The sequence below is a fragment of the Bacillus sp. SIMBA_008 genome, from assembly GCF_046535495.1.
Classification (GTDB): domain Bacteria; phylum Bacillota; class Bacilli; order Bacillales; family Bacillaceae; genus Bacillus; species Bacillus subtilis.
This window is the reverse complement of record NZ_JAWRWL010000034.1, coordinates 1-447: the sequence shown is the minus strand read 5'-3', so window position 1 is coordinate 447 and position 447 is coordinate 1. Positions and strand designations below refer to the sequence as shown.

1 pseudogene is annotated in these 447 nt (G+C 52.3%); it reads left to right on the top strand.

Annotation, left to right across the window (positions count from 1 at the left end):
* A pseudogene (locus SB658_RS21940) lies at positions 1 to 447 on the top strand (mutanobactin A polyketide synthase MubH); the annotation flags it as partial.

Sequence of the window (447 nt, the reverse complement as noted above, 5' to 3'; positions counted from 1 at the left end):
AGCGCCCAGGCTGACGTGATTTCCGGCGCGCTTGAAAAATCATGAATACATCCGCGGATGATCAGCTGTATCGAAGCCCACGGCACGGGCACTGAACTCGGAGATCCGATCGAAATTGACGGTTTGACCCGTGCATTTCAAACGAAAACGTCAGATAAAGGCTTTTGCGCCATCAGCTCAGTTAAATCCAATATCGGGCATTTGGAAGCCGCGGCAGGCATTGCCGGTGTAACAAAACTGCTGCTCCAGTTTCAAAAACGAAAGCTGGCCCCTTCATTACATTGCCGAAGTTTGAATCCGAATATTGCATTTGACCGGACGCCGTTTGCGGTGCAGCGTGAATTGGCAGACTGGAAACGGCCGGTCATTGAGGAAAACGGAGCGCAGAAAGAGATTCCGAGAATCGCGGGAATCTCTTCTTTTGGCGCGGGCGGGGCAAATGCCCAC